Here is a 24,117-nt window from a genome sequence, read left to right on the forward strand (position 1 = left end):
GTCGCGGCGCGATCAGCGAGATTGCTGCATTGGTGTTGAGTGGAGATGGTGAGAAAAGTCATTCGAAAATGAGTTTGCGTCGAGCCTAGTGCTTTGCGCCTGTTCTGTTTGACATCGTAAAGAGAAGATTTGTTCGAACTTCATGAGCCGGAAGGCTTCATGATTTGTCGCAAGGGACGCTCAATCCCTTGCATATGATGGGTTTGCCTAACCGCGCCCTCGAACCGATCTCGAGAAGCTGGTCTTTTTGTGCCAATTCCATTGAGATCAAGTCCCGCACAGGATTTGGTTTAAGCGACAATCCCTTCGGGATTGCGCGTGAGCGAGGATCTCTTCGAGATCGCGCGATGGGTATTGGCAATGAGAACGATCAAGTGTCTTAAGGGCAATTGGTGGATGCCTTGGCATGCACAGGCGATGAAGGACGTGATACGCTGCGATAAGCTACGGGGAGGTGCGAATACCCTTTGATCCGTAGATTTCCGAATGGGGAAACCCACCTAAGGTACTTGGAAAATCAGAGCGGCAGGGCAGCCGATGCGAAATCCCAAAAGGATTGAGCGTGAGGCGACGATCTCTTTGAGATCGCGCTGTTGCCGCTGTGGTTTCCAAGTATCGATAATAGGTAACTTACCCTGAATACATAGGGGTAAAGTGGCGAACGCGGGGAACTGAAACATCTAAGTACCCGTAGGAAAGGACATCAACCGAGACTCCGGAAGTAGTGGCGAGCGAACCCGGACCAGGCCAGTGGCGATTGAGAGACAAGCGGAACCTTCTGGAAAGTTGGGCCATAGCGGGTGACAGCCCCGTACGCGTAATGCGATCAATCGTCCTTGAGTAAGGCGGGACACGTGAAATCCTGTCTGAAATTGGGAGGACCACCTTCCAAGCCTAAGTACTCGTGCATGACCGATAGCGAACTAGTACCGTGAGGGAAAGGTGAAAAGCACCCCGACAAGGGGAGTGAAAGAGTACCTGAAACCGATTGCCTACAAACAGTGGGAGCCCGCAAGGGTGACCACGTACCTTTTGTATAATGGGTCAGCGACTTAGTGTGACGAGCAAGCTTAAACCGATAGGTGTAGGCGCAGCGAAAGCGAGTCTGAACAGGGCGTTCAGTTCGTCGCATTAGACCCGAAACCGAGTGATCTAGCCATGAGCAGGCTGAAGGTAAGGTAACACTTACTGGAGGGCCGAACCCATAACTGTTGCAATAGTTCGGGATGACTTGTGGCTAGGGGTGAAAGGCCAATCAAACTCGGAAATAGCTGGTTCTCCGCGAAATCTATTTAGGTAGAGCGTCGACCGAATACCCCAGGGGGTAGAGCACTGGATGGGCTAGGGGTCCTCACCGGATTACCAAACCTAACCAAACTCCGAATACCTGGGAGTACTAGTCGGCAGACACACGGCGGGTGCTAACGTCCGTCGTGAAAAGGGAAACAACCCTGACCTACAGCTAAGGTCCCCAAGTTATGGCTAAGTGGGAAAGGATGTGAGGATCCCAAAACAACCAGGATGTTGGCTTAGAAGCAGCCATCATTTAAAGAAAGCGTAACAGCTCACTGGTCTAAATAAGGGTCTTTGCGCCGAAAATGTAACGGGGCTAAAGCCATACACCGAAGCTTAGGGTTCGTGAGCAATCACGAGCGGTAGCGGAGCGTTCTGTAAGCTGATGAAGCCGTACCCGCGAGGGGCGGTGGAGGTATCAGAAGTGCGAATGCTGACATGAGTAACGTAAGGGGAGTGAGAGACTCCCCCGCCGAAAGACCAAGGGTTCCTGCTTAAAGTTAATCTGAGCAGGGTTAGCCGGCCCCTAAGACGAGGCGGAAACGCGTAGTCGATGGGAACCACGTTAATATTCGTGGGCCTGGAGGTAGTGACGGATCACACAAGTTGTCCAATCTTATCGGATTGAAAGGGCAGCGGAGTGGTTCCAGGAAATAGCTCCTCCTTATAGACCGTACCCGAAACCGACACTGGTGGTCAGGTAGAGTATACCAAGGCGCTTGAGAGAACTATGCTGAAGGAACTCGGCAAATTGCACGCGTAACTTCGGAAGAAGCGTGACCCTTTTCTGCGCAAGCAGAGGAGGGTGGCACAGACCAGGGGGTAGCGACTGTTTATCAAAAACACAGGGCTCTGCGAAGCCGCAAGGCGACGTATAGGGTCTGACGCCTGCCCGGTGCTGGAAGGTTAAGAGGAGGGGTGCAAGCTCTGAATCGAAGCCCCAGTAAACGGCGGCCGTAACTATAACGGTCCTAAGGTAGCGAAATTCCTTGTCGGGTAAGTTCCGACCTGCACGAATGGCGTAACGACTTCCCCGCTGTCTCCAGCATAGACTCAGTGAAATTGAATTCCCCGTGAAGATGCGGGGTTCCTGCGGTTAGACGGAAAGACCCCGTGCACCTTTACTATAGCTTTACATTGGCATTCGTAGTGGCATGTGTAGGATAGGTGGTAGGCTTTGAAGCCTGGGCGCCAGCTCAGGTGGAGCCACCCTTGAAATACCACCCTTATTACTATGGATGTCTAACCGCGGCCCGTTATCCGGGTCCGGGACAATGTATGGTGGGTAGTTTGACTGGGGCGGTCGCCTCCTAAAGAGTAACGGAGGCGCGCGATGGTGGGCTCAGAACGGTCGGAAATCGTTCGCTGAGTGCAATGGCATAAGCCTGCCTGACTGCGAGACTGACAAGTCGAGCAGAGACGAAAGTCGGTCATAGTGATCCGGTGGTCCCGCGTGGAAGGGCCATCGCTCAACGGATAAAAGGTACGCCGGGGATAACAGGCTGATGACCCCCAAGAGTCCATATCGACGGGGTTGTTTGGCACCTCGATGTCGACTCATCGCATCCTGGGGCTGGAGCAGGTCCCAAGGGTATGGCTGTTCGCCATTTAAAGCGGTACGTGAGTTGGGTTCAGAACGTCGTGAGACAGTTCGGTCCCTATCTGCCGTGGGTGTAGGAATATTGAAAGGATCTGTCCCTAGTACGAGAGGACCGGGATGGACGGATCTCTGGTGGACCTGTTGTGGCGCCAGCCGCATTGCAGGGTAGCTATATCCGGACGGGATAACCGCTGAAGGCATCTAAGCGGGAAACCCACCTTGAAACGAGTATTCCCTGAGAACCGTGGAAGACGACCACGTTGATAGGCCGGGTGTGGAAGAGCGGCAACGCTTGAAGCTTACCGGTACTAATAGTTCGATCGGCTTGATCGTTCTCATTCCTAATATCCATCTTGTTCTCACTCACGCTTGTTCCGCCCTTCGGGCGGCGCTACGTGGGTGCGGCGCATCGGCGCCGACGGTCGGTCGACCTTGCGAAGCTTCGCTTCGAAAGGCGCCGGGCTGAAAGAACATCCAAGGCACAAAGGCGACGATCCTTGGATCGCGCTTGAACAGCTTCTCGATTTGAACGTGCGTTTTGCCGACCTGGTGGTTATGGCGGAGCGGCTGCACCCGATCCCATTCCGAACTCGGCCGTGAAACGCTCCAGCGCTGATGGTACTTCGTCTCAAGACGCGGGAGAGTAGGTCGCTGCCAGGTCTGCCAAGCGCACGTTCATCTCAACATCCGGATCAAAGGATCCGGATGCAGACCAATCTTCTCGTTACGATAGTTGTGATGCATGTCGTTGCCCATTTTTGGGCGATATGCATAAGGCCCGCCAAACGGGATCCTGGGCCGCGCAAGCGGCCCTTTCATTTGGCGGTCTCTTGAATTCGGTAAGGTCAAACTTACCTTTATGGTTGGCGCGGGGTGGAGCAGCCCGGTAGCTCGTCAGGCTCATAACCTGAAGGTCACAGGTTCAAATCCTGTCCCCGCAACCAAATACAAAAACGGCCCGCCTCGCGCGGGCCGTTTTGGTATGCGGCTGTGGCGGCCGGTTGATTTCAGCTCTCATCAGGCGTTTTTACAGCTTCTCGATCTTTGCTTTGAGCGAAAGGGGAGGCACGCCAGTGCAAATAGCGTTGATGGCCTTCTCCAATTCGCGCCCGGTCACAATCCGGTTGGCACGGTGATCGTCAGCGAGGCCGGCACGAAGGTGTTCATCGCGTCGTTGTGTCAGCCAAGCACCGCGGGAGCGACCGCGATGTCGCCTAACCCGCCTGTCGCGCAAGATCCGGGCGAGCTCGCGAGAGATTCATTTCTCGAACGGAAAGACTGTTTCCCAGTCCTGTTTCATGTCGACCACAGTCCAGCCTCGCCCGGCTGCTTCGTCCAGGGCCTTGTCCAGCTTGCCGACCGGCGAATTGCGATCGTAGGCGTATTCTCGCTCGGCATCGGTGTGGCGCACCAGACCCATGAAGCGCGGGCCGGTTCCGGACGCGGTCCATTCCAGCATCTGTTGATCCCCGTCCGAATTGCCGAAGGCAAGTATGGGTTTGCGGCCGATGAACTTGCTGATGCCGACCGGCTTGCCCGGACCGTCGTCGACGAAATCGATTCCGGCTTCCTTGATCAAGGCCGGCTGGCCATCCGGCTGGATCACGAATTTGGTGGTCCCTGACGAGCCGACAATCCGTTCAGGTGGAATGCCGTAGACCTGCTCCATCCAGGGACGCATGAAATCAACGCCGCCTCCCGAAACGACGAATGTCTTGAATTCATTTTGCCGGAGGTATTCCAGCAGTTCCAGCATCGGCAGGTAGACCAGCTCGGTATAGGGACGGTCAAAGCGGGGATGCCGAGCGCTCTTTGTCCAATCGACAACCGCCTTGGCAAACTCATCCGTCGTCATGCCGGCATGCGTCACCGCCAGGATCTCGAGAATCCCCTTCTCGCCCGAAGCCATCAGAGCCTTCGGGTCGTTGGAAATCACGGATCTGAACGGTTCCTGCGTCTGCCATTGCGGATGCATAGGGGCGAGCGCCTTCACCCGGTCGAGGGCAAAGGCCAGTTGCGAATAGAATGGCTGCTCGGTCCACAACGTCCCGTCATTGTCGAAGGTGGCGATGCGCTCGTCCGCGGGGACGAAATCCGGCCCATCCGGTTTCGTCACGCGTGCGACGAAGTCGGTTATCGACTTCTTCGTATCACCATCGCGCCAGGACGGAAGCGCACCGGCTTCCGCTCGTGCGGTTCCGCTGGCCGGAATTGGCAGGCCGGCGGCCAGCAGGCCGCCGAGCACCGTTCGTCGGTCAACCACGGGTGCCATCGGCGGCAACAGGGCTGTTCATCGAACCACGACTTCGACGTAGACCCCGCCTGTTCTTGCGTAATAGACACCAGCGCAATTGTAGTAGTAAGCGCCGTAGTAGAGGCCATACACGCAGCCGGCCGGAAGCATGGCGATCTGCCTGCCGATGACGCGCCGCGTCGTGCGCCGGGCAGTGCGTCGGGCAACGCCGGCGTAGGAGAGCGGCGTCAGCGGCCGCCCTATCCTGGCCTGCGCCGATGAGACGGGATCAAGCAGCCCGAGCATTGGTATGTCCGAGGCCGGGCCCAACTCCGAGAGCAGGAAGGTTCCGAACAGCGAAACGGCCATCAACTTGCCGAATTTCCTCATTGGTCCTCTCCCGTATCCGCAGGGCTTGGCACTTCATCGATCTGGGCAATCTCGCTGAGGTCGACCTTTTTCGCGTCGGCTGGCGGCTGGAACTTGAAGTCGGCTCCTGCAACGTCGGCTCCGACCTTCCAGTCTCTCGTCTGCATGGTGTATTGCGGCGCCTGCGCGACATGCTTGCTGGTGATCACGTAGCGCCGGGGCACCGGCTGGTCTCCAGCTTGGATCCATATCTCCCAGTCGACGTCATGGCCCCGGAAAGCAAGATATTCGCACTCGACGCCGTCGACATAGGCGCTCGATATGTGCCTGGCGTCGGTCACGCCGTCCATCAGCGTATCGAACACGTTCGAGCTCAAAATGTCGGCTCCGGGAGGCTCGATGCCCGCGCTTGCAAGCCGTTCGCCGAGCTCGTCCAGGCTGCCTTTGGCCTCGACCTGACTATAGACGTTCAAATTCTTACCGAGGATCGACAAGGTCGTGCCGTCGAAGACCGTGTTGAGGTCGGCAAAGCCGCCGGTTCTGGTCACGCTGATCTTGTCGGGACGGGCGAGCGAGACGGTGCCGGAGCTCGCGAATTGGAGCTTCTGGAATTCGGGCGTTACGACTTCGATGGAGGAATCGTAGCTGAATGAGAGCGTCTGCTGCTTGGCCATGTAATCGGACATGGCCTTCAACAGATCGCGCGCATCATCGCCGGCGAAAGCACTCATCGGCGACAGGCAAGCGAGAAGCGAGCCCGTCGCCAGCAGCGTTGTGATCCGGGTTTTCTTCCTCATTTCGACCTCCATTCCGAATGCCCATGCGGCGTCATTTTCAGAAGGGCGCGCAAGGGCTTCAGCCTATGGCGCACACCTGTGATATCGAACGAACTCTTCCGGGAATTGCGGGTCGAACCGCTCAATAGTCTTGCCGTCGACTATCCTGAAGGAGACCGAGACACTGCTGAACATGATCGCGTCGCCGCAACTCAGCGACGCCGAGAATCCATCCTTGGTGCTGCGGATCTTCTGCGTTTTGCACACCGCGTTGGGCCCGACGACCTTGTTGCCCTCGACGATGATCCCGGTCGTCACCGATGCGGCGCGGTCCCGGAAATGGACCCGACCGCCTCTGTTTTCGAATGTCGCTGAACACTCGGTCCCATTCATCGTCCATGCGCCCTGGACGGCTTCCATCGAAGCAGCGATAGCCTGCTGGTTGACCATCTGCGCCGGCATGAGGACTGCGCAGATGGAGGCAATCGTGAAGATGCGGGCAAACGATCGTTCCATATTTTCTCGATCCCCGTTCGTTCGTATGCAAGCGAGCTTTCCTGGCCTCCAGCAAGAAACCGTACGGCTACGTTACTGTTACGCCGGTCGCTGCATAAGACTACGCCAAGCCGCGCAGACCACGGGAAGCTGGCCGCAACAGTAAAGTACTGGTGCATTCGGTTGATCGACGCCACGCTTCAGGCGCGGGTATTGGCGTGAATGGACTTCGCCATCCGCAACATGACTGCGGTGCACCCTCGCCGCTGTCCGCGTGCTTCGCATGATCCGAACCACATTGGGCCGGCCTATGCAGAACGACCTGGATCGTCGCGGGTTGATAAGACTGATGCTGAGGTTGCCTGCCTTGCGCGGCAGGCTGCAGATCCTGTGCGTGACGAAACCGGAAATGCTCAGTCTCTGCGGCGCATTCGAAGACGCCAGCAGCATGCTGGAGCGGCTCAGAAAGGAAGAGAGGTCCGACCGAGCCACGATCGCGGAATATGAAGACCTTTGCGCCGAGCTGGAAAACGACATCATCCGGATGTGCCAATAGGCGGCACGTAACGACTGCGGTCTCGGCCTGGCCTCACCCTCGCGGGACCGCAGAAGCCCGCATTGTAACTGTTACGTACTTTGCGCAGCGGTGTCGCCGTTCAAAGCTGTCGGCAAAGCGTGGATGATTCAGCGGAGAGGATCGCCCGGGGATGCCAATGAAACGCCTTCATCTCGTTGCCGCAGCGGCAATCCTGGCGACATGCTGCATGTCGCCTTCTGCTTTCGCCACCGAAGCCGCGATGGGGCGCTACATCACCGGCGTGTTCGCGACACCGTTGGCCGGCATCCTGCCGCCTGAGCCCGGCTTCTACTGGAACAGCTCCAACATCTATTATAGCGCGAATGCAGGCCGCGACCTGCAGGTGCCGGTCGGCAATCAGATACGTGCGGGCATGGAGGCAACAATCGTCGGCACTAGCTTCACTGGGCTCTGGGTGCCAGGTGTGGAGATAGCGCAGAACACGACACTGGCGCTTAGCCTGACAATTCCAGTCCAGTATATGGAGGCAAAGGCCTCGATCGGATTGATCGAGAGCAGGGACCACGACACCGCGATTGGCGACATCATGTTCGCGCCGACGATCGGCTGGCATTCGGGCAAGAATTTCCTTTCCGCCAGTCTACGCATCTACGCGCCGACAGGCCCCTATGAAGTGGGCCGCCTGACAAACATCGGCATGAATTACTGGACGTTCTCGCCGACCCTTTCCTACACCTATTTCGACATGGCGAAGGGCCTCGATTTCTCGGTGGTTGCCGGCGTCGACATCAACACCAGGAACCCGGACACCGACTACCACAGCGGCGCGATGGCGCATGTCGACGCCTCGCTGATGCAGTATTTCAACACCAAATTCGCCGTCGGCGTGTTTGCTTCCATCCTCTATCAGTTCCAGGACGACACGGGCGGCCTGGCCGACCAACTGAACGGCTTCAAGGGCCAATCCTACGCCATCGGTCCGATCGTCAAATACAATTTCGGCAGCGACAAGAATCCGGTCACCGCCTCGCTGAGCTGGGCGCCGGAATTCGGCACCAAGAACCGGCTGAAGAACGGCAACGGCGTTTACCTTAGCATCTCGGGCGCCTTCTAGGGCGTCATCCCGCGCGAAGGAGAGCATGTTGGCCAGGGGCGCTTTCATTGGAATTGTCCCGGTAGCTGTCCTCGGTCTCGCCGGTGGGGCCGCGGCGGACGATGCGGATGAGTTGGCCAAGAAGCTTTCCAATCCGATCGCCAACATGATCAGCCTGCCGCTGCAGAGCAATTTCGACTTCGGCGCCGGGCCGAAAGACCATGGCTTCGGCTATACGTTGAATGTGCAGCCTGTCATCCCGTTTTCGCTGAACGATCAATGGAATGTGGTGACGCGCACCGTCATCCCGATTGTCTACCGCAACTATATCCCAGGCGAGGACGACACCTTTGGCCTGGGCGACATAGAGGCGAGCCTGTTCTTCTCGCCCAAAACCGTCGGTCCCAGCGGCTTGATCTGGGGCATCGGACCGGTCTTCCTGCTGCCGACGGCGACAAGCGACTTTACCGGGACCGGGAAATTCGGGCTTGGCCCGACGGCAATCGCCCTGAAGCAATCCGGACCATGGACCGTCGGCGGACTGACCAATCATCTCTGGTCGGTGGCCGGCCAAGACGATCGCGAGGATGTCAGCCAGACGTTCCTGCAGCCCTTCGTCTCCTACAGCCTGGGCAAGGGGCGAACGGTTTCACTCAATACCGAGGCGAGTTACGACTGGATCGCGCATGAGTGGACGGTGCCGCTCAACATAGGCGTCTCCCAGGTGTTCAAGGTCGGCAGCCAGGCCATGAGCTTCCAGATCGGCGCCAAATACTATGCCGTGGCGCCGGAGGGCGCGCCCGAATGGGGCATCCGCACCACTCTGACGTTTTTGTTCCCCAAGAAATAACAGCTCAACAAGAAGCACGGCATTCGCGTGCCGTGACCGACGCCTCCATCGGAGAGCGTCGGCGACGTGCGGCCGACGGGCCCGAAGGCAGGGGCACCGAACTGCACCGTTACTGTTACGTACTTCGAATTCCTGCGCTCCACTTCACAGTATTCGGGCCGTGCCATTCGAACGTTCCATCGGTCAGGAGGTTGTTTATGAGCGCCGAGACCGTCACCAGCGCCTCCAATTCGGACAAGATCAGCGTCGAACTGTCGTCAAGACGGACCGGGATGTCGTTCCAGCGCACCCGCATGAGCGCCGACCGCACGCTGATGTCGGTCATCCGCACGGCCTTGTCGCTGATCAGCTTCGGCTTCACCATCTATCAGGTCTTCCAGAAGCTCAGGGACGCCGGCACGCTGGCCCATGCGGCGGCGCCGCGCAATTTCGGCGTCACCCTGGTGCTGCTCGGCATCCTGATGCTGGTCGTCGGCATCATCTACCATCTCCAGTTCATGATCGGCCTGCGCCACGAGCGTGACGCAATGCGCGATGCCGGGCTGATCCACGCGCAGAGCCGCTACCCCGTCTCCTTCACACTGATCACCGCCGTGATCCTGCTTCTGGTCGGCCTCGTGGCGATCAGCAGCATGGTCTTCAACATCGGCCCCTTCACCGATGGAACAGGCGGCTGAAGGGATCGCCGGACGCATCCTGACTTGATCAGAAATCCAGGGAGTTACACCGATGGCCAACGCACCCAAGACCGACAAGCCGAACATTCTCCTGATCTTCGCCGACGACATCGGCTGGTTCGACGTCGGCGCCTACAATCGCGGCATGATGGGCGCGCCCACGCCAAACATCGATCGGATCGCGAACGAAGGCGCCTTGATGACCGACCACTACGGTCAGGCGAGCTGCACGGCGGGCCGGGCTGCATTCATCACCGGGCAGATTCCCATGAGAACCGGGCTGACGACCGTCGGCATGCCCGGGGCGAAGCAGGGACTGCAATTCGAAGATCCGACCATCGCCGACCTGCTGAAGTCGCTCGGCTACATGACCTGCCAGACCGGCAAGAACCATCTCGGCGACCGGAACGAATACCTGCCTACCGTGCACGGCTTCGACGAGTTCTACGGCAACCTCTACCATCTGAACGCCGAAGAGGAGCCGGAACAGCCGGACTATCCGAAAGGCAACGAGAAGTTCAAGGAACTGTTCGGGCCGCGCGGCGTGCTCGAATGCAAGGCGACCGACAGGGACGACCCTACGGAAGACTCCCGGTTCGGCCGCGTCGGCAAGCAGACGATCAGGGATACCGGTCCGCTCACACGGGAGCGCATGGCGACGGTCGAGGATGATCTGCTCAATCGTTCGCTGGACTTCATCGATCGGGCCAATGATGCCGGAAAGCCGTTCTTTCTCTGGCACAACACCACCCGCATGCATGTGTGGACCCATCTCTCGAAGAAATGGGACGGCAAGACCGGATTGGGCCTCTACAGCGACGGCATGCAGGAGCTGGATTGGGTCGTCGGCGGACTGTTGAAGAAGCTCGACGACCTGGGCATTGCCGACAACACGCTGGTTGTCTTCTCGACCGACAACGGTGCCGAGCAGTTCACCTGGCCCGACGGCGGCACCACGCCCTTCCGTGGCGAGAAAGGTCTTGGATGGGAGGGAGGGTTCCGCGTGCCGTTCCTCATCCGCTGGCCCGGCAAGATCAGGGCGGGACAGGTATTCAACGGCATAACCTCCCATGAGGACGTGTTGCCGACCGTTCTGGCGGCGGTCGGGGTGCCGGACATCAAGGACAAGCTCCTGCAGGGGCACCAGGCCGGCGAAAAGACCTTCAAGGTCCATTTGGACGGCTACAACCAGCTGCCTTACCTCAGCGGCGAGGTCTCGGAATCACTCCGCCACGAGTTCTTCTACTACGGCGAGTCCAGCCTTTACGCGATCCGCTACAACAATTGGAAAGCGCATTTCATGCTCAAGGACGACTGGTTCGCCGGGCACGCCGAGGCGCCGACCGTGCCCCAGCCGGTCAACCTTCGCGCCGATCCGTTCGAGCATCACATGACCGCGCCCGCTTATCCCAACTACGCCGTCGACAAGCTGTGGACGACGCTTCCGCTTGCCGCGCTGGTCATGCAGCACCTGCAGACCTTCAAGGACTTCCCGCAGCGCCAAGGCGCCGCGGTCATCGATATGGATGCAATCGTCAAGCGCATCATCCAGGCCACGGCAAGCCGGCACGGGAACTAGCTGCGGCGGCCACCACGACAGGAAAAGGCGGACAACAGGGAGCAAGGAAATGGCCACCAACAAGCCCAACATTCTCTTCATCATGGCCGACGACATCGGCTGGTTCAACCTGAGCTGCTACAACCATGGCATCATGGGTTACCGTACGCCCAATCTCGACCGCATCGCGAGAGAAGGCGCGATGTTCACCGATTTCTACGGCCAGCAGAGCTGCACCGCCGGCCGCGCCGCCTTCATTACGGGGCAATCACCCATTCGCACCGGCCTGACCAAAGTCGGCATGCCGGGCGCCACGCTCGGCTTGAGCTTCGAGGACCCCAGCGTCGGCGAGTTCATGAAGCATTTCGGCTACGCCACTGGTCAATTCGGCAAGAACCATCTCGGCGACCGCAACGAGCATCTGCCCACGGTCCACGGTTTCGATGAGTTCTTCGGCAATCTTTACCACCTCAACGCCGAAGAAGAGCCGTACTACGACAACTATCCCAAGGACCCGAATTTCCGGAAGAAATTCGGCCCGCGCGGGGTGTTGAAGTGCAAGGCTACCGACAAGGACGATGCCACCGTCGATCCACAATTCGGCAGGGTCGGCAAACAGACGATCGAGAACACCGGGCCGCTTCCCAAGGAGCGCATGGAGACGGTGGACGAGGAATTCCTGGGGGCGGCGCTCGATTTTATCGATCGCAAGCACAAGGAGGGCTCGCCCTGGTTCTGCTATTTCAATCCGACGCGGATGCATGTCTTCACACATCTGAAGCCAGCGTCGAAGGGCAAAACCGGACTGGGCCTCTATCCCGACGGGATGGTCGAACTGGATGGCTATGTTGGTCAGCTCCTGAAGAAACTGGATGACCTCGGCGTCGCCGACAACACGATCGTCGTCTTCGTCACCGACAACGGCGCCGAGGTCATGACGTGGCCGGATGGCGGCGCCACGCCGTTCCGTGGCGAAAAGGACACCAATTGGGAAGGCGGCTGGCGTGTGCCCTGCGTCGTGCGCTGGCCAGGCGTGATCGAACCTGGCCGCGTCATCAACGACATCTGCTCGCTGCAGGACTTCATCCCGACTTTCGCGGCGGCAAACGGCGAACCCGACCTCGTCGAGAAGGTGAAGCAGGGCTACGCGATGGGCGGCAAGACCTACAAGGTCCATCTGGATGGTTTCAACCTGATGCCATTCCTTTCGGGCAAGGAGGAGAAGTCGCCGCGCGAGGGTTTCATCTACTGGAGCGACGATGGCGACTGCATGGCGATGCGTATGGGACGATATAAGGTCGTCTTTGCCGAGCAGCGGGGGGAAGGAATTGAGGTGTGGCGCGCTCCACTCTCGGCAATGCGCGTTCCTAAATTTTTCGATCTACGTGCCGATCCGTTCGAGCGAGGCGAGGAGAGCATCAGGTACAACGACTGGTTTCTCGAGCAGAATTTCCTGCTCTACATGGCTCCGCCGGTCGTCGCGCACTGGCTGGAAAGCTTCAAGGAGTTTCCGCCTCGAGCCAGAGCGGCCAGTTTCAGCATTGACAAGGTGATGGAGGCGATGCTGCCGAAAAATTGAAGAGGCACGTTCTGCAGCGAAGGGCCAAGAGCGAGGCCGGACGCAAACCAGTGTGACTGGGCAGTGGGACGGCGGGCAATCGCCGCCCCACGGAGGATGAAACTTCGTAAGGATGCAGGAGCAAGACTGTGCTCAAAGTAGTTCTTACCACATTCGTTTTGATCTATGCGTCCGCGGCCGGGACCCAAGGCCAGCCCATCGACAAGATCAACCAACGCCTCATCCAAAGCCGCGCCACGCAGGCGGTGATCTGGGGCATGCCGGCGGTGAACACCGAGCTCATGCGCCAGGAGATGCTGAAGGCCGGCGGCAAGGTCAATCAGATCATCTATTGGGGACGTCCGCTCGACTGGCGCAACCAGACGCTTACGCCCAATCCCGATACGCTCTACTTCATGGGCTTTTACGACACCAAGGCAGCCGGGCCGATGGTCGTCGAGATCCCGCCGGCGGACAGCAAAGGTTCGCTCAACGGCAATTTCGTTACGCTTTGGCAGACCGCAATGGAAGATGCCGGGCTGCTCGGCATCGACAAAGGCGCCGGCGTAAAGTTCGTGATCACGCCGCCGGGCTACAAGGACAAGGTTCCCGACGGCTTCGAAACGCTCGCTTCCGACACTTTCACCGGATACTTCCTGGTGCGGTCCAATCTGAAGAGCCATGGCGATGCCGACGTCCAGCGCTCGATCGACTACGCCAAGCAGGTCAGATTCTACCCACTGTCGAAGATTTCCGACCCTCCGGCGACCGTTTTCACCGACGTCAAGGATGCCAAGTTCGATTCGACGATCAAGTACGACCTGGGCTTCTTCTCCATGCTCGATGGTATCGTGCAAACCGAGCCGTGGATCGACCGCGACCGCGCGATGATCGACCAACTCCGCTCCATCGGCATCGAGAAGGGCAAGCCCTTCAAACCCGACGCCCAATCCTCGAAGCTGCTCGAGGCAGGTATCGATGATGCCCGGACGTTGCTGGCGGCTCGCTATGACGCCGGATTCCCTGCTTTCTTCGAGGGCACGCACTGGACGACGCCCAGCCTGCCCGAAGCCATCAAGGCACAGGCAACCACCTACGCCGATCCGGATGCCTACGCGCTCGACGCGCGCGGCGTCGCCTATACCTATGCCTATATCGGCATCAAACGGCTGGGCGTCGGCCAGTTCTATCTCATCAACATCAAGGACAAGGCCGGCCAAAGCTATGACGGCGGCAAGACGTACCGCCTGCACGTGCCGCCCAACGTCCCGGTCGAGCAATACTGGTCGGTCACCGCCTACGATCGGGAGACGCATGCGCTGATCAAGGGTGTCGACCGCGCCAGCCGTTCGTCGAACAGCGGCGAGTTGAAGGCGAACGCCGACGGATCGGTCGATGTCTATTTCGGCGCCGCGGCTCCCGAGGGCAAGCAATCGAACTGGGTGCCGACCGATCCCAAGCGCAATTTCGAGCTGATGTTCCGGCTTTATGCCCCGACCAAGGCGCTCTTCGACAAGGCCTGGATCCTGCCGGATGTCGAGAAAGTGAATTGAGCGTCCGTCGTTCGGAAACTTTCGAGTGAGGGAGATGCACCATGAAATTGACGTCCATTGCGCGCTTGGCCGTGGCGGCGCTGGCCGTTTTCATCATTCCGCGGGCGTATGCCGAAGGCGATGCCGTGATGGTTACGCCGGACAATTTCGTCCGGGCGGAGAGTGACCTCTATCTCGGCTCGACACTAAAGGATGCCGGTGGCCTTGGACGCTTCCTGCACCGCCGTGAACCCACACCTGTGGACCACCAGCCCGTGATCCGCATGAACCGCGACACGCTCTATTCCGGAGCGGTGTTCGACCTCGATGCAGGTCCGGTGACGATAACACTGCCGGACGCTGGCGACCGCTTCATGTCGATGCAGGTGATCGATGAGGATCAGTACACCCCACAGGTCATCTACGAAAAGGGACCGCACACGCTGACGAAGGAGAAGATAGGCACGCGATATGTTCTCACGGCCGTGCGCATGCTTGTCGATCCCAGCGATCCCGCGGATATGACGAAGGTCCATGCGCTACAGGACGCGATCAAAGCCGAACAGCCCGGCGGTCCCGGCAGGTTCGAGGTGCCGAAGTGGGACGCAGCCAGCCAGAAGAAGGTCCGCGACGCGCTGTTGGGACTTGCATCGACGCTGCCCGATACAGCGCATGCCTTCGGACAAAGGGGCGAGGTCGACCCTGTCCGGCGGTTGATCGGCGCTGCCGCCGCCTGGGGAGGCAACCCCGACAAGGATGCGATGTACCTCAACGTGACGCCGCCAAAGAACGATGGCGCGACCTTCTACACGCTCGATGTGAAGGACGTGCCGGTCGACGGCTTCTGGTCGATCAGCCTTTACGACGCAAAAGGCTATTTCAAGAAGAACAAGTACGACGCCTACAACGTGAACAGCGTCACCGGGGAAAAGGGAGCCGGCGGCGCGATGGACGTCCGCTTCGGTGGCTGCGACGGCAAGATTCCGAACTGCCTGCCGATCACAAAGGGCTGGAACTACATGGTTCGGCTCTACCGGCCGCGCGCCGAGATTCTCGACGGAAGTTGGAAATTCCCCGAGGCGAAGCCTGTGAACTGATCGCGAGAAAACCGTGGGCTCGACATCATGACGATCGCGCAACTCATTGCGGCGGCAATCAACCTCTCGATGGCGCTGATGGTGCTGGCGCTCGGGCTCCAGGCCAGTTGGCAGGACGCGGCCTCGCTTCTTCGCCAACCGGGCCTTCTGGCGCGGTCCTTCCTGTCGATGAACGTCGTCATGGCGCTTCTGGCGGTCGCGATGGCAGTGCTGTTCAACCTCGATCCGGCTGTGAAGCTTGCGCTCGTGGCGCTGGCCTTGTCACCGGTGCCGCCGATCCTGCCCGGCAAGCAGGTGAAAGCGGGCGGCACCACTTCCTATGTCGCTGGCCTGCTTTTATCGATGGCGGTGCTGTCGATCGCCGTGGTTCCGCTGGGTATCCTCATCATCAGCCGATGGTCGGGATTGGGGATCGCGGTGCCGGCCGGCAAGGTGGCTTCCGTCGTCCTCACCGGCATCGTCGCACCCCTGGTCATCGGTCTACTGATCCGCCAGTTCGCCCCTCATTTCGCCACCCGGGCGGCGCGGCCGTTGTCGCTGTTCGCGACGGTGCTGCTCATTGCGGCCTTCATCCCCGTTCTCATCAAGATATGGCCGGCGATGGCGGCCATGGTCGGCAACGGCACGCTCATCGCCCTGGCGCTGTTCACCGTGGTGGGCGTGCTGGTCGGCCACACGTTTGGCGGTCCGGAGCCGGACAACCGCACCGTGCTGGCGCTGGCCAGCGGGACGCGCCACCCAGGCGTCGCAATGGCCATCGCCACAGCGACCTTTCCCGAGGAGAAGACGGTGATCGCGGTGGTGCTGTGGCATCTGCTCGTCGCCGCGATCGTCTGCATCCCCTACGTCAAGCGGCGCACGCTCATGCATGCGGCCGAGCATCCGGACACACGGTGACGAGATGGACGATAGAGGACCGATCGGCAGCAGCCGGGATACCGAAAGCCACGCTGGCATGGTCTGGATCCCCGGCGGCGAATTCCTGATGGGCTCGCAAAAATTCTATCCCGAGGAGGCGCCGGTTCATCGCGTTCGGGTCGACGGCTTCTGGATGGACAGGTTCACTGTCACCAACCGCGATTTCGAGCGCTTCGTGGCCGCGACCGGCCATGTGACGCTGGCCGAGAAGCCGGCAAATCCGGACGATTATCCCGGCGCGCTGCCGGACATGCTCAGCCCCGCCTCGACGATGTTCAAGAAGCCGTCCGGACCCGTCGACATGCGCGACCACTACAATTGGTGGGTCTATGTGCGCGGCGCCAACTGGCGCCACCCGCGCGGTCCGGCCAGTTCGATCAGGAAGCTGATGGATCATCCGGTCGTGCATGTCGCCTATGAGGATGTCGAGGCCTATGCGCGCTGGGCCGGCAAGGAGCTGCCGACGGAAGCCGAATGGGAGTTCGCCGCCCGCGGCGGGCTGGACGGCGCCGACTATGTCTGGGGCGACGAGTTCACGCCGGGCGGTGTTCATATGGCCAACACCTGGCAGGGCGAATTCCCCTATCGCAACACGCTGGACGACGGCTTCGAATACACCGCGCCGGTCGGATCGTTTCCCGCCAACGGCTACGGGCTCAACGACATGGCCGGCAATGTCTGGCAATGGACGACCGACTGGTACCAGGATCACGCAAAGATCGACAGCCCGTGCTGCACCGCCGAGAATCCGCGCGGCGCCCAGCGCGACGCGAGTTTCGATCCGCGCCAGCCGGGCGTGGCGATCCCGCGAAAAGTCACCAAGGGCGGATCGCATCTGTGCGCCCCAAATTACTGCCGTCGCTATCGACCGGCAGCACGCATGGCGCAGCCGGTCGACACCTCGATCTCGCATCTCGGTTTCAGGTGCATCGTCCGCTCGGCGGTTGAGGGCCGCGGATGATGTTGAACGAATGGCTGAAGGACCTCACGGAACTTGCGACACCCGCCATCGATCTCCTGGCCCTGGTCCTGGTGCTGGCGGGGACCATAGAGGCCTTTGTGAACGGCATTCGCGTCATGATCGCCCATCCGGGCGAACACTACACAATTCGCTCGGTGTGGATGCGCCATGCCCGCTGGCTGGTTGCCGGCCTGACCTTCCAGCTCGCGGCGGACATCATCGAAACCTCCGTGGCGCCGAGCTGGGACGACGTCGGTCGCCTCGGTGCGATCGCCGTGATACGCACCTTCCTCAATTTCTTCCTCGAACGCGACCAGCGTGAGGTGCGCGAACTGCAAAAGGACGAGGCGGACAAGAGGCTGGCTTCGGCATGACGCCGGTTAGAGCGGTTCACCGTTTCACGGAAACGGCGAACCGCTCTATCTCCTTGTTTTGACGCAATTCCGGACGGAAGGCTACGGCGAAGTCGCCGAGCCCAACCGTTTCACACTTTTCCTGGAATTGCTCTAAAGCGCGTCGCATCGAAACGGATTCAGGCAACGCGCTTTAAATCTTTGTTTTGATGCATGTCGTTCTCCCAAAACCGCTGCGCACTTTTGGGGCGACATGCATTAAGGCCGGAAGTGAAGCCCCGCTTTTGCCAGTCCTGCCTCAAGCGACGTGATCAGTTCCGGGGCAAGGTGGCGGCTCGCCAGATCCTGGCGCAAGCGGCTGTCGAAATCAGGGCGGGCTTGGCGAATACCGGAAACGACGACGGACATCTCGTCCGCCCGACCCATCTTGCCGAGCGTGGCCGCCTCAAGGAGTTCGGTGAGATAGCACTGGGCGGCCGGCATTCGCTGAAGGCGCAGCAGCGCCTCGTCGAACGCGTTCTGTTGATAGGCGTTGAAGGCCAACGTCCATTCCGCGTCACTGGACGGCAATCCTTCAGCTTCCAGCACTTCACGGGCAAGCCTTGCCCCTTCGTCCCGTTTTCCCGCCGAAAACAATATGCGGGCGAGCTTCGCGGCTATCGCCATATTGTACGGATTGAGCTCAATGGCGCGCCGGCCGGCCGCTATTGCCGCCTCGACTTGTCCGTCACGGAACTCCACCATCATCTGGGCCATGAAGCTGCGCGAGGAGTCGGGCGCCAGGGACACGGCCTGGCGGGCGTGAATCCGAGCGATCTCGGTCAATTTCGTCGGCGCCTCGGGGGGGTCGATCGCGAGAAGCACCGCCGCCAGCATGGCGTGGGCGCTGGCGTCGTAAGGGCGCTGGTCGAGCGTGCGTCCCAGGCAGGTGCTTGCCTGCTGCAGGGACTGCGGCGATTGCGTGCTCAAGGCGAGGCCGGCCCGCAATATGCAGCCATTGCCGAGCGTGGGGTGCTGAAGATCGCGCGCGGTCTCGATGCTGTTGATCGCGCCGTCGATCGAGGCGATCCGGACCGCGAGACGCGAGACGAGCAACTCGACGGGATCGGCCGGCGACGCATTTTCCAGGCGAACCACCTCCATGCCGGATCGCAGGGCCTCTCCCGATTCCTGATCGACGATCTGCCACCAGATGGATTTCCGGAGCGCTTCGGCCTGGTATTTCAGACGCAGGAGATAGCGGTTGCGGGGCGCAGGGGCTGCAGATCTGGCGCCGCCTGTGCTTGCCGTATAAATGTCCGGCGTCGAAAGCCGCAACGTTTCGAAACGCGACAATGCAACCATGAGCGAGTCCCGCGCGGCGCCGGCTTCGCCGTCATTCGCGCCGTCCAGTTCGAGATCCACGGACACCGCCGGCCTGTCGGAAATCTCCTTGCTGCCCCAACTGTTGAGGAGGCCGAACCCGGCAAAAATCGCCGCAAAGAGCAGGGCCGCTCCGGCGAGACCCAGACTGCTTGCCGCGCCGAGCGCGCGGCGCACCCGCATTTGCCATGGACTGCGGGCGGTGTCGCCCCCTGCTTCGGTCTGGTACGTCGCGGCAGCGGCGCTGCCGTCCGTTTCGGACAAATCCCGAACATGCCGTGAAAACACCGGTACATATCGGCCCTTGGGCAGCTCGATGCAGACGTCCCGACCCTGCTCCCAGAGTTCATAGTAATGCGACAGGGCGGAGCGAAGCCGCGTTGCCTCGATCCGCACGATCGGATCGGTCGAAGCATCGAATGTCGGCGGGCGACCGAAGACGTCGACAGCGATTGAATAGGCCTTCAGAGTGCCTTCCCGGCCGGAAAAAAGTGCCTCGGAAACAAAGCGCAGGAACTTCTTGTTGCGTTCCGAGCACTGGAACCTCGGGTCCGCGAGGATCCTCTCGAGCTCATCGCGGGCTTCGGTCAGCGGAACGGTTAGGTACTGGTCGAACCGGGCGTGCTCTTCCCACCTTAAACCCATGACACGCTCCCCCTCAGTCTTTCACGGGCGCGGCGATCGAGTCGCATTCTCGATCGCAACCGAGCGGCCTTGATGAGCCGGGGCCCGTCGTAACGTTCGAAGCCTGCACAGTTCGAACTTGAGGTGACACGTGGTTGCCAGCCAGCATCGCCGATATCCATCGACGATCCGCAACCCTTCCGAGTTGCCTGTGCAACCAGCCGCAAGCTGCCTCTCAAGGCGTGTTCAGGCTAAACCCGGAAGTTGCTTTGGCGCTATGCATTTTGTGCCAGGTCGCGATTGGCTTTTCCCGAGTATGGAAGCGTCGACCTCGACATCGATCCGTGCTGGATCGGTCGGCTGCCGCTTTGGATATCAGGGAGTGCAACTATGTCTTTCATAGCCGGCGCAATGCATTTCAACCGCAAGTTTAACTATATGTGCCTTTAACGGTATGCACTTTGTGCCAAGAGGTGCTATAAATAAGAATACGGGGGGATGAAGGTTTGGCGGATCAACCTCATGTCCGATATTGAGCGAAACGTCTTAGAAGATAAGCAGTTTGCGGAGCCTGGCAAAAACAAGGATCATGTTTTTCCTGCCGATGCATCTGATTCGGCAGACTCCGTTCAACTCAACGTCCACACCTTCAAACTTCGGAACGCCGAAGACCTCCGAGAGGCGGTGCATGGCGCGGATCTGAAGATCGTGCAATTGGCGCCTGGCACCTTTGAAGGCCAGTTGACGCATGCACAGGTTGGGGACCTCTTTCTGAGCACCGGCGATTTCGGACCCGATGTGCGGGCACGCGGTGTCATGAACCCACAATCGGTAACGATCGGCATGATGCTGGAGAGCAGCGGCGAGGTCACGCAATGGGACTATGAGATCGTTCCCGGCGATGTGGTCGTGTTTCCGAAATCGGTCGAACAGGAAGGGCGTTTCACGGGTCACTCCCGCTACGCGACAATCACGCTCAGCGAAGAGGCGTTGGCGGCATACGCGGAGGGTGAGCCGGCGCTGCAGGATCCGCAATTCTGGACCAAGATATACCGGTTCCGCTCCTCGCCGTCGCTGCAAGCATTTGCTTGCCAAGAGATCGCGCAAAAGATCTCGCAGTTGCGGGAGGGAATGGTTCCGGTCTCCGGTGCAGGAAGACGTTATTTCCAGCGCACGCTCATCGAAGCCTTTGTCGCAGGCATAGTGGATGAGGTGTCGAACGAGCGAGACGAATGGCGCCGCAGCGGAGCGAAACTTGTCCGCGACGTCGAAGACTATGTCGATGGTCTCGGACTCGAAAGGCCGGTGCATGTTTCCGAATTGTGTTCGGCTCTCGTGGTGTCGCGGCGCACGCTGCACCGGGCCTTTCAGGATGTGCTCGGGGTAGGTCCCATGGCTTACCTGCGCCTGAGACGGCTGGCATCCGTTCGTCGTGCGTTGAATGCGGCAGGGCCGGCACATATCAGCGTCACGCAAGCGGCCCTTGACTACGGTTTCACGGACCTTGGGAGGTTCGCCGCCTTCTACCAGGAAATTTTCGGAGAACTTCCTTCCCAGACGCGTCACAAATGGATGGTTGCCTGATCCCGGCAAGGGCTGAGGCTCGTCGTTCGAGGATGGTCGTTGTGACTGTGACGGTCCAGCCGGCGAGCGATGGATATCGATTCTTACTGCCGCGCGATGATCGCGACGCCCGGCGCGTTCCTGGTTCGTAACAGTTACAGAATTGCCTTGGGTCTACCGATCATCAATGATCGCAAGAGCAGAGGTGATTGAAGCGAAAGAGTTCGCCCGAGGGGAAGAAGCGAATCCACATCCAGAACGAGACGATGCTGGTTCTGTCTTCCGGCTCTGTTGTCTCTTCTCATCAAGAACAGGATTGATCGCTGCCGCCGAAAGAAGGCAGTTCGTGACAGTTTGAATCAGGTGTCGACCTCAGGGCCAACACGAGCGTGAATGCATAGGAGGACCAACATGGCGGCGTGGCTCTCATTCCAGAAGGTGGCTCTGGCGGCAACCGCGGTCATGCTGAGCATTGAAGCTCACGCCGCCGACCTTGTCATTGCGATGCCGAACTGGTCGTCGGGCCAGGCGACGGCCAACATTCTGAAGGTTGGCCTTAAGAAGGAGTTCGGGCTCGATGCGGATGTGGTGGAGATGGGCACCCTTATCGCGTTCGCGGGCCTCGACACGGGAGAGGTCGACATCCACCCCGAGGTCTGGCTTCCCAACCTGAACAACCTCGTCAAGAAATACGTGACCGACGCAGGCACCGTCGCGATCAGCCCGATTGGCGTGCCGGCATGGCAGGGCATCTGCGCAACGCGGGTTGCTGCCGACAAATACGGCATCAAGGATATTTCGGACCTCGACAATCCGAAGAAGACCGCAGCGCTCGATACCGACGGCGATGGCAAGGGCGAGATGTGGATCGGCGCCGAGACATGGTCGTCGACCACCATCGAGCGTATCCGCGCCAACAGCTATGGTTATGCCAGGACGATGAGGCTGCTGGAAATGCCGGAGGATGTCGGCATGGCGGCGGTGGACGCCGCCGAAGCCACGGATCGCCCGATGGTTTTCAGCTGCTATGCTCCGCATGTGGTCTTCAAGCTGCACGACATCGTCCGCCTTACCGAACCGCCCTATGATCCGGCCAAGTGGAAGATCGTCCTGCCCTCGGAAGATCCTGCATCATGGCTGTCGAAATCGAGTGCGTCGGTAGGATGGGATACCGCCCACTACCACATCGGCTATGCGACAGCGCTGCGAAAGAAACATCCCGAGGTGGCTCGTTTCCTGGATCGCATCGACTTCAAGCCCGAAGAGGCGATCGAGATGAGCTACGCACTCCAGGTCGAACGACAGGATCCTTATGAATTCGCCGTGCAATGGGTGGCGAAGCACGAGGGTCGCGTCAAAGGATGGGCAAGGCCATGACCGCAGGCTCGAAGAAAGCAGGTTCCGCAAGGTATCCGAAAAGCTTCGCGCACATGCGGATGGCGCTTCTCGCGGCTGCCGGTCTTGCAGCCTCGGTTTCGATCGCCTTTGCCGGCGGAACGCAGGTGTACAACCCGCAGACCAGACAATGGATCGATTACGACCGTACCAAGGCCTACAAATATTACAGGCTTCACAAGCAGGTGCCGGAATCGTTCCGCCAGCAAGTCGTCAAGTTCCGGACCGCCGAGTTGCCGGGCACGATCATCATCGATGGCAACCAGCATTTTCTTTACCTGGTGCAACCAGGGCAGCAGGCAATCCGCTACGGCATCGGTGTCGGCAGGGATGGCTTCGGATGGGCGGGCATCGTGCGTGTCGGCCGCACCGCGGAATGGCCGACATGGACGCCGCCGGCGGAAATGGTTGCCCGCGATGCCAATGCGGCCAAATGGGCCAACGGCATGCCCGGCGGCCCGGACAATCCGCTCGGTGCGCGAGCGCTGTATCTCTATGAGGGTGATCACGACACCATCTACCGGATCCATGGCACGCCGGAGCCCTGGACGATCGGACTGGATGTGTCTTCGGGCTGCATCCGGATGAACAATGACGACATCGTCGACCTCCATTCCCGCATCAAGGTAGGGGCCAAGGTCATTGTGTTGATGCAAGGAGCGGCCCTCTTCAAGGGCGTCTGAATTGGCAAACCGGAGGGCTCGACCATGCCAACAGAGAGATACGGAAGGCAAAACCAGGCCCGGGCTCGGGCGTTCAGCTTGCTTCCAGTTTTCCTTGCGGCGCTGAGCGCGTGCACCAGCACGCCAACCCCGGACCAGATGTCGAGAACGACGCTGGAAACGGCGCCAGCCGATCTGCAACTGCTTTGCGCCAACGAGGCCGTGAAATCGAGCGGCGTCGATAGCAGCAAGGTGCTGCCCATGAGCTCGCGCAAACTCGATTCGACGAGCTACCAGGTCGAGCTCAATGTCGGCGGCAAGCCGACGAATTGCGTTATCGACAGCGACGGCAAGATCAGATCGGTTCAACCTGCCTAAAGCGCGTCGTATCGAAACGGATTCAGGCGACGCGCTTTAGGTCTTTGTTTTGATGCATGTCGTTGCCCCAAAACCGCTGCGCCCAACCAAATACCAAAACGGCCCGCCTTGCGCGGCTGTTCTCGTTTGTGGTGTCGGCATTTCCTGCGCCACCAAACGCCTTTTGTAACTCGACTCGACAAGCCATTGCGGCGATGGTCGCCTAACGCCCCGCTGCCATCTCCGGCCGCGT

Annotated in this window: 20 protein-coding genes, 1 tRNA gene and 2 rRNA genes; 18 read left to right on the forward strand and 5 right to left on the reverse strand. The window is 59.8% G+C overall.

Annotation, left to right across the window (positions count from 1 at the left end):
* Window positions 1–368: 368 nt before the first annotated feature.
* The 3 genes from AC4FWB_RS09290 (at window position 369) to AC4FWB_RS09300 (ending at window position 3,837) form a co-directional block, all read left to right on the forward strand.
* Window positions 369–3,226: ribosomal RNA gene (locus AC4FWB_RS09290) — 23S ribosomal RNA — on the forward strand.
* A gap of 212 nt (window positions 3,227–3,438) precedes the next feature.
* Window positions 3,439–3,553: ribosomal RNA gene (gene rrf, locus AC4FWB_RS09295) — 5S ribosomal RNA — on the forward strand.
* Window positions 3,554–3,760: 207 nt separating this feature from the next.
* A tRNA-Met gene (locus tag AC4FWB_RS09300) sits at window positions 3,761–3,837 on the forward strand.
* Window positions 3,838–4,151: 314 nt separating this feature from the next.
* Here the strand turns inward: AC4FWB_RS09300 and AC4FWB_RS09305 are convergent.
* The 4 genes from AC4FWB_RS09305 to AC4FWB_RS09320 all read right to left on the reverse strand — a co-directional run bounded on the left by AC4FWB_RS09305 (window position 4,152) and on the right by AC4FWB_RS09320 (window position 6,787).
* Window positions 4,152–5,165: an HAD family hydrolase gene (locus tag AC4FWB_RS09305; RefSeq protein WP_491025893.1), complete on the reverse strand. Its 1,014-nt coding sequence runs from the start codon at window positions 5,163–5,165 to the stop codon at window positions 4,152–4,154.
* 18 nt (window positions 5,166–5,183) lie between these two features.
* A complete protein-coding gene (locus AC4FWB_RS09310; RefSeq protein WP_491025697.1) occupies window positions 5,184–5,516 on the reverse strand; it encodes a hypothetical protein in 333 nt (110 codons plus the stop codon).
* The gene (locus tag AC4FWB_RS09315; RefSeq protein ID WP_491025699.1) at window positions 5,513–6,292 is read right to left on the reverse strand and encodes a DUF2092 domain-containing protein; all 780 of its coding nucleotides are present in this window, start codon (window positions 6,290–6,292) and stop codon (window positions 5,513–5,515) included. The genes AC4FWB_RS09310 and AC4FWB_RS09315 overlap by 4 nt, the downstream gene beginning before the upstream one ends.
* 63 nt (window positions 6,293–6,355) lie before the next feature.
* Window positions 6,356–6,787, reverse strand: coding sequence for a hypothetical protein (locus tag AC4FWB_RS09320; protein ID WP_491025700.1), 432 nt, complete (start codon window positions 6,785–6,787; stop codon window positions 6,356–6,358).
* A gap of 346 nt (window positions 6,788–7,133) precedes the next feature.
* Here AC4FWB_RS09320 and AC4FWB_RS09325 point away from each other — a divergent pair, with 346 nt between their 5' ends.
* From AC4FWB_RS09325 to AC4FWB_RS09375, 11 genes are all read left to right on the forward strand, one after another.
* Window positions 7,134–7,322, forward strand: coding sequence for a hypothetical protein (locus AC4FWB_RS09325; protein WP_491025701.1), 189 nt, complete (start codon window positions 7,134–7,136; stop codon window positions 7,320–7,322).
* Between the two features lie 157 nt (window positions 7,323–7,479).
* Complete coding sequence (locus AC4FWB_RS09330) at window positions 7,480–8,418, forward strand: SphA family protein (protein WP_491025702.1); 939 nt, start codon at window positions 7,480–7,482, stop codon at window positions 8,416–8,418.
* Between the two features lie 25 nt (window positions 8,419–8,443).
* A complete protein-coding gene (locus AC4FWB_RS09335) occupies window positions 8,444–9,247 on the forward strand; it encodes a transporter (protein ID WP_491025703.1) in 804 nt (267 codons plus the stop codon).
* 197 nt (window positions 9,248–9,444) lie between these two features.
* Window positions 9,445–9,924 carry a YidH family protein gene (locus AC4FWB_RS09340; protein ID WP_491025704.1) on the forward strand — a complete coding sequence of 160 codons (480 nt, stop codon included), beginning with the start codon at window positions 9,445–9,447 and terminating at the stop codon, window positions 9,922–9,924.
* Between the two features lie 52 nt (window positions 9,925–9,976).
* Window positions 9,977–11,503: an arylsulfatase gene (locus tag AC4FWB_RS09345; RefSeq protein WP_491025705.1), complete on the forward strand. Its 1,527-nt coding sequence runs from the start codon at window positions 9,977–9,979 to the stop codon at window positions 11,501–11,503.
* A gap of 49 nt (window positions 11,504–11,552) precedes the next feature.
* Window positions 11,553–13,061, forward strand: a complete 1,509-nt coding sequence (locus tag AC4FWB_RS09350; RefSeq protein WP_491025707.1) for an arylsulfatase — start codon at window positions 11,553–11,555, stop codon at window positions 13,059–13,061.
* Window positions 13,062–13,189: 128 nt separating this feature from the next.
* On the forward strand, window positions 13,190–14,593 hold the full coding sequence (locus AC4FWB_RS09355) for a DUF1254 domain-containing protein (protein WP_491025708.1): 1,404 nt from the start codon (window positions 13,190–13,192) through the stop codon (window positions 14,591–14,593).
* A gap of 41 nt (window positions 14,594–14,634) precedes the next feature.
* A complete protein-coding gene (locus AC4FWB_RS09360; RefSeq protein ID WP_491025709.1) occupies window positions 14,635–15,669 on the forward strand; it encodes a DUF1254 domain-containing protein in 1,035 nt (344 codons plus the stop codon).
* Between the two features lie 27 nt (window positions 15,670–15,696).
* A complete protein-coding gene (locus tag AC4FWB_RS09365; RefSeq protein ID WP_491025710.1) occupies window positions 15,697–16,566 on the forward strand; it encodes a bile acid:sodium symporter family protein in 870 nt (289 codons plus the stop codon).
* Between the two features lie 4 nt (window positions 16,567–16,570).
* Window positions 16,571–17,548 carry a formylglycine-generating enzyme family protein gene (locus AC4FWB_RS09370; protein ID WP_491025711.1) on the forward strand — a complete coding sequence of 326 codons (978 nt, stop codon included), beginning with the start codon at window positions 16,571–16,573 and terminating at the stop codon, window positions 17,546–17,548.
* Window positions 17,545–17,922 (forward strand): DUF1622 domain-containing protein, encoded by a 378-nt coding sequence (locus AC4FWB_RS09375; RefSeq protein ID WP_491025712.1) that lies wholly within the window; start codon window positions 17,545–17,547, stop codon window positions 17,920–17,922. The genes AC4FWB_RS09370 and AC4FWB_RS09375 overlap by 4 nt, the downstream gene beginning before the upstream one ends.
* 237 nt (window positions 17,923–18,159) lie before the next feature.
* Here AC4FWB_RS09375 and AC4FWB_RS09380 read toward each other — a convergent pair whose 3' ends face one another.
* Entirely contained in the window at window positions 18,160–19,908 is a 1,749-nt protein-coding gene (locus AC4FWB_RS09380; RefSeq protein ID WP_491025713.1) for a tetratricopeptide repeat protein, read from the reverse strand.
* A gap of 501 nt (window positions 19,909–20,409) precedes the next feature.
* Between AC4FWB_RS09380 and AC4FWB_RS09385 the strand changes: the two genes are divergently transcribed.
* The 4 genes from AC4FWB_RS09385 to AC4FWB_RS09400 all read left to right on the forward strand — a co-directional run bounded on the left by AC4FWB_RS09385 (window position 20,410) and on the right by AC4FWB_RS09400 (window position 23,885).
* Window positions 20,410–21,471: a helix-turn-helix domain-containing protein gene (locus AC4FWB_RS09385; RefSeq protein ID WP_491025714.1), complete on the forward strand. Its 1,062-nt coding sequence runs from the start codon at window positions 20,410–20,412 to the stop codon at window positions 21,469–21,471.
* 390 nt (window positions 21,472–21,861) lie between these two features.
* Window positions 21,862–22,827 (forward strand): ABC transporter substrate-binding protein, encoded by a 966-nt coding sequence (locus AC4FWB_RS09390; RefSeq protein WP_491025715.1) that lies wholly within the window; start codon window positions 21,862–21,864, stop codon window positions 22,825–22,827.
* Between the two features lie 53 nt (window positions 22,828–22,880).
* Complete coding sequence (locus AC4FWB_RS09395; RefSeq protein ID WP_491025894.1) at window positions 22,881–23,528, forward strand: L,D-transpeptidase; 648 nt, start codon at window positions 22,881–22,883, stop codon at window positions 23,526–23,528.
* Window positions 23,529–23,606: 78 nt separating this feature from the next.
* Entirely contained in the window at window positions 23,607–23,885 is a 279-nt protein-coding gene (locus tag AC4FWB_RS09400) for a hypothetical protein (RefSeq protein ID WP_491025716.1), read from the forward strand.
* Window positions 23,886–24,117: the final 232 nt, after the last annotated feature.

The organism is Mesorhizobium sp. LEGMi-168a, from assembly GCF_058312955.1.

Coding starts and splice junctions, on each gene's coding strand:
- AC4FWB_RS09305 (WP_491025893.1), bottom strand. CDS start 5,165: ATGGCACCCGTGGTTGACCGACGAACGGTGCTCGGCGGCCTGCTGGCC.
- AC4FWB_RS09310 (WP_491025697.1), bottom strand. CDS start 5,516: ATGAGGAAATTCGGCAAGTTGATGGCCGTTTCGCTGTTCGGAACCTTC.
- AC4FWB_RS09315 (WP_491025699.1), bottom strand. CDS start 6,292: ATGAGGAAGAAAACCCGGATCACAACGCTGCTGGCGACGGGCTCGCTT.
- AC4FWB_RS09320 (WP_491025700.1), bottom strand. CDS start 6,787: ATGGAACGATCGTTTGCCCGCATCTTCACGATTGCCTCCATCTGCGCA.
- AC4FWB_RS09330 (WP_491025702.1), top strand. CDS start 7,480: ATGAAACGCCTTCATCTCGTTGCCGCAGCGGCAATCCTGGCGACATGC.
- AC4FWB_RS09335 (WP_491025703.1), top strand. CDS start 8,444: ATGTTGGCCAGGGGCGCTTTCATTGGAATTGTCCCGGTAGCTGTCCTC.
- AC4FWB_RS09340 (WP_491025704.1), top strand. CDS start 9,445: ATGAGCGCCGAGACCGTCACCAGCGCCTCCAATTCGGACAAGATCAGC.
- AC4FWB_RS09345 (WP_491025705.1), top strand. CDS start 9,977: ATGGCCAACGCACCCAAGACCGACAAGCCGAACATTCTCCTGATCTTC.
- AC4FWB_RS09350 (WP_491025707.1), top strand. CDS start 11,553: ATGGCCACCAACAAGCCCAACATTCTCTTCATCATGGCCGACGACATC.
- AC4FWB_RS09360 (WP_491025709.1), top strand. CDS start 14,635: ATGAAATTGACGTCCATTGCGCGCTTGGCCGTGGCGGCGCTGGCCGTT.
- AC4FWB_RS09365 (WP_491025710.1), top strand. CDS start 15,697: ATGACGATCGCGCAACTCATTGCGGCGGCAATCAACCTCTCGATGGCG.
- AC4FWB_RS09370 (WP_491025711.1), top strand. CDS start 16,571: ATGGACGATAGAGGACCGATCGGCAGCAGCCGGGATACCGAAAGCCAC.
- AC4FWB_RS09375 (WP_491025712.1), top strand. CDS start 17,545: ATGATGTTGAACGAATGGCTGAAGGACCTCACGGAACTTGCGACACCC.
- AC4FWB_RS09380 (WP_491025713.1), bottom strand. CDS start 19,908: ATGGGTTTAAGGTGGGAAGAGCACGCCCGGTTCGACCAGTACCTAACC.
- AC4FWB_RS09385 (WP_491025714.1), top strand. CDS start 20,410: ATGTCCGATATTGAGCGAAACGTCTTAGAAGATAAGCAGTTTGCGGAG.
- AC4FWB_RS09390 (WP_491025715.1), top strand. CDS start 21,862: ATGGCGGCGTGGCTCTCATTCCAGAAGGTGGCTCTGGCGGCAACCGCG.
- AC4FWB_RS09395 (WP_491025894.1), top strand. CDS start 22,881: ATGCGGATGGCGCTTCTCGCGGCTGCCGGTCTTGCAGCCTCGGTTTCG.